General features: G+C 67.6%; 3 protein-coding genes. All 3 read right to left on the minus strand.

What is annotated here, in order from left to right; genetic code table 11:
- Window positions 1–17: 17 nt before the first annotated feature.
- Genes fhuB through RS897_RS34925 form a run of 3 tightly spaced genes read right to left on the minus strand, consistent with a single transcriptional unit; the run spans window position 18 to window position 3,919 of the window.
- The gene (fhuB, locus tag RS897_RS34915) at window positions 18–2,030 is read right to left on the minus strand and encodes a Fe(3+)-hydroxamate ABC transporter permease FhuB (protein WP_315833215.1); all 2,013 of its coding nucleotides are present in this window, start codon (window positions 2,028–2,030) and stop codon (window positions 18–20) included.
- Entirely contained in the window at window positions 2,017–2,937 is a 921-nt protein-coding gene (locus RS897_RS34920; RefSeq protein WP_315833216.1) for an ABC transporter substrate-binding protein, read from the minus strand. The genes fhuB and RS897_RS34920 overlap by 14 nt, the downstream gene beginning before the upstream one ends.
- A complete protein-coding gene (locus RS897_RS34925; RefSeq protein WP_315833217.1) occupies window positions 2,930–3,919 on the minus strand; it encodes an alpha/beta hydrolase in 990 nt (329 codons plus the stop codon). The genes RS897_RS34920 and RS897_RS34925 overlap by 8 nt, the downstream gene beginning before the upstream one ends.
- Window positions 3,920–3,921 lie beyond the last annotated feature (2 nt).

Here is a 3,921-nt window from a genome sequence, read left to right on the forward strand (position 1 = left end):
CCCCCGCCGACGGTTCGTCACGCGCGCCGCGGCCGCAGCAGCCACATCAGATAGGGACCACCGATCAGGGTCGCGAACAGCCCGGCCGGCACCTGATACGGGAAGATGATCACGCGCCCGGCCCAGTCCGCCAGCACCATCAGGATCGCGCCGATCACCGCGGCCAGCGCGATCTGATGCAGCGCGCGCTGAGCACCCATCATCCGCGCCATGTGCGGCGCCATCAGCCCGATGAAACTCAGCGGGCCGACGACGAGCGTGGCGGCCGCCGTCAGAAGCGCGGTGACCAGCATGACCGCGACACGGCTGGCCGCGACCGAGACTCCAACCGCATGGGCCGTGACCTGTCCCAGCGGCAGAATATCGAGCCAGCGCGACAGCACCGGCGTGAACAGCAACAGGACCGCGGCGATCACGAGCAGCACGGAGGCCTCCGCACCGCCGATCTGATAGGTCGACCCGGCCAGCAAGGTGAGCAACTGCCCCATGCGCGGATCGCCGGTCGCCAGCGCAATGGCGATGACGGCCCCAAAAATTGCTGACATCGCGACACCGGCCAGCAGCAGGCGATCCGGATTGAACTCGGAGCGGCGGCTGAACAGCAGCACCAGGGCCAATACGGTGAAGGCGCCGATCGCGCCGGCCGCGATCTGCAGCAGCCGGCTGTGCGCGGGAAACACAAACAGGAGAACGATCAGTCCCATCGCGGCGCCGGAGCTGATTCCCATCACCTCGGGGGCCGCCATGGGATTGCCAGTCATGCGCTGCATCAGGGTGCCGGCCACGGCCAGCATGGCGCCGGCGGCGAGCGCCGATGCGACACGCGGCCAGCGCCACGGCAAGAATTCGTGGATGCCGCCGAGACCGCTCCAGCGCCAGCCATCCGAGCCCACGCCCAGCGCGAGCGCGATCCAGACCACCAGCAGCAGCGCAATGAATCCTGCGAGCACCAGCCGCCACGGATGCGCGCTGCGCGGCACGACCACCTCGCTCACGCCACCGACGGGCGCCGTGGTCCGCAGCCGGGGCAGCAGCAGCAGCAGCATCGGTGCGCCGAGCAGCGCAGTGGCGGCTCCCGTCGGCATTTCGCGATAGCCTGATGGGATCAGCAGCACCAGTTGATCCGTCAACCAGAGCAGCCCGGCGCCACACAGCGGCGCCCAGATCAGCCGGTCGCGAAAGCGACGCGCGCCGGCCAGCATGACCATCGCCGGCGCCGCAAGCCCGACAAAGCCGAGTACGCCGACCAGGCTCACCACTGAGGCGCTGAGCGCAATGGCCACACTCAGCGCGCAGACCCGCGCCCCGGTCAAGCCAAGCCCGAGATTGCGCGCGGTCTCGTCATCGAAGCCGAGCAGTGTCAGCGGCCGCACCATCAACGCAATCAGCACCGCGGCGATCAGCAGCCGCGGCGCGAGAAACGTGACCCCGCTCCAGTCCTGCTGGTTGAGAAAGCCGGCGCCCCAGATGAACAGGCCGATCAGATAATCATGGTTGAACAACACCAGGACGTTGGTGACGGCGCCGCAATAGAACGCAACGATCAGCCCGGCCAACACCAGCGCCACCGGCGACAGCGCGCGGCGCCAGGCCAGCGCGAACACACACAGCACCGCGGCAAAGCCGCCGAGCATGGCGACCCATTCCTTGCCGAACACAAACAATGACGGCGCCCACAATGTCGCCGATGCCACGGCCAGCTGCGCCGCCGCCGACACGCCCAGCGTGGTCGGCTCGGCCAGCGGATTGCGCAGCACCTGCTGGCAGACGGTGCCAGCCAGCCCGAGCGCGGCGCCGCTCAGCAGCGCCACGGCCATCCGCGGCAGCACGGTGTAATGCATCAGCATCTGCCGGGCATCGTTGACGTCAGGCGCCTGCAGCGCGGCGCCCCATGCGGAGATGGGCAACAACGCCGTCCATTGACGCCAAGCCAGCGCCGCGGCCGCCGCGAACAGAATCACGATCAGCAGCGCCGGGCGCATCACGCCCCTGATATCCGGCTGCAGCGGCAGCGCATCAGCCTTTTGCATGATTATCTTTCGGCAGACGTTCGGCCAGCATGCGGGCGAAACGTTCGGCGGCAGGCACGCCGCCATAGAAGAAATGATTTGAGAGCACCGTCATCTGGCCGGTGCGCAGCAGCGGCAGGGTTCGCAAGACCGGCGTGGTGGTGAGCAAGGCCTCGATATCGGCCAGCCGCGCACTCAGCAGCAGCAGCCGCGCGGCAGGCACCGCGGCCAGTGCCTCCAGGCCGATGGTGGCATGGCCCCACAGGCTGGTCTGCCCGGCCCAGGCATTCTTCAATCCGAGACGGTCGAGCACGTCCTGATAAAGACTGTTTGGACCGAAGATCAAAGCGCGGTTGCGGATCAGCTCGCTGACCAGGCAAAGCGGGCCGCCCTGATAGTCACGGAGCTGTACGGCATAGCGCTCCATCGCGGTGTCGAAATTGGCAAGGTAAGCATCGCACGCGGCCTGCACACCAATGCGGCGCGCCAGCGTGGCGGTCGAGACGCGCGCGGTATCGAGCGGACGACGGCCGGGAACGAAGATCGTGAATAACTCGACAGGGGCAATCAGCTTCAGCCGTGGCATCGCGGCCATGAGACTGGGATCGATGATGATGATATCAGGCGCGAAACTCTGCAGCAGTTCGAGATTGGGCTCCGAGCGCAGGCCGATTTCCTGCACGGTGGACGGCACCTCCGGCTCGACCACAAGCTTGCCATAGCGCTCGATCTCCGGGACGACTTGCGGCACCACACCGAGCGCCAGCAGGGTCTGGGCGCAGGCCCAGCCCAGCGCGGCAATCCGCGGTGTCGCCGAGGATGCCGCGGCTGCGGGCCACTGGCCCAGCAGCATGCCGCCGCCCACGGCCGCGCCCGCGCCAAACAAGGCGCGCCGCGAGATGAGACCGGGTTTGCTGGTGTCAGACATGCTGCAACACCTTCGCCGGCGACACGCCGAATGCGGCAACAAGGGCCTCGGCAATCACCGCCTGCGCCCGCAGCGCATCCGGCACCACATTGCCCATCCGCAGGAATTCATGAATCATCCCGGCATATAGCCGCAGATCGACGTCGACGCCTGCTTGCTTGAGCCGCGACGCGTAGTCGCGCCCCTCGTCCACCAGCGGATCATACTCCGCCAGCACCAGCAGCGCCGGCGCAACGCCTGACAGATCCTGGGCCGACAGCGGCGAGAACCGCCAATCGGTCCGATCGCTGTCGTCGCGCAAATACTGCCCAAAGAACCAGTCGATGGTCTCGCGCGCCAGCAGGTACCCGGAGCCATAGCGGCTATAGGACTCCGACTGCGGCCAGGCGCTGAGGCCGGGATAGGCCAGCACCTGCAGCACCGGCTGCGGCAGGCTCTGGTCGTCCCGCGCGGCAATGGCCAGAGCCGCAGCGAGCGTGCCGCCGGCACTGTCGCCGCCGACCGCGATCCGGCTGATATCGAAGCCCACGGCAGGCCCTTCCCGGCCGATCCAGATCAGCGCATCCAGCGCATCCTCGAAGGCGGTCGGAAACTTGTGCTCGGGCGCCAGGCGATAGGCGATCGACAACACCGCCGCGCCACTCCCCTGCGACAGACCCCGGCACAGCGGCTGATGGGACTCGAGACTACCAACCACAAAGCCGCCGCCATGCATGTAGAGCAAGACCGGCAGCGGCGTCTCCGGGTTGGGTGCCGCCGTCGCGAAAAGCCGCGCGGCGATGGTGGTGCCATCACGCATCGGCAGCGACAGCGTATGCTCGAAGGCCAGCGGGTCCGGATCGACATCGAGCAGCGGCGACGACACATCGAAATCCGCGCGCGCCTGTGCGGCGGTCAACTGCGGGAACGGAATGCGGTCGCCGCTGACGGTGCCGGCCTCCACCATCTCCAGCAAAGCTTCGATGTCGGGATCGAGACTCATGG

Origin of the sequence: Bradyrhizobium prioriisuperbiae (assembly GCF_032397745.1) — a bacterium.
Classification (GTDB): domain Bacteria; phylum Pseudomonadota; class Alphaproteobacteria; order Rhizobiales; family Xanthobacteraceae; genus Bradyrhizobium_A; species Bradyrhizobium_A prioriisuperbiae.

Excerpts from the sequence above, each read along its gene's own strand:
- fhuB (WP_315833215.1), bottom strand. The coding sequence starts at position 2,030 with ATGCAAAAGGCTGATGCGCTGCCGCTGCAGCCGGATATCAGGGGCGTG.
- RS897_RS34920 (WP_315833216.1), bottom strand. The coding sequence starts at position 2,937 with ATGTCTGACACCAGCAAACCCGGTCTCATCTCGCGGCGCGCCTTGTTT.
- RS897_RS34925 (WP_315833217.1), bottom strand. The coding sequence starts at position 3,919 with ATGAGTCTCGATCCCGACATCGAAGCTTTGCTGGAGATGGTGGAGGCC.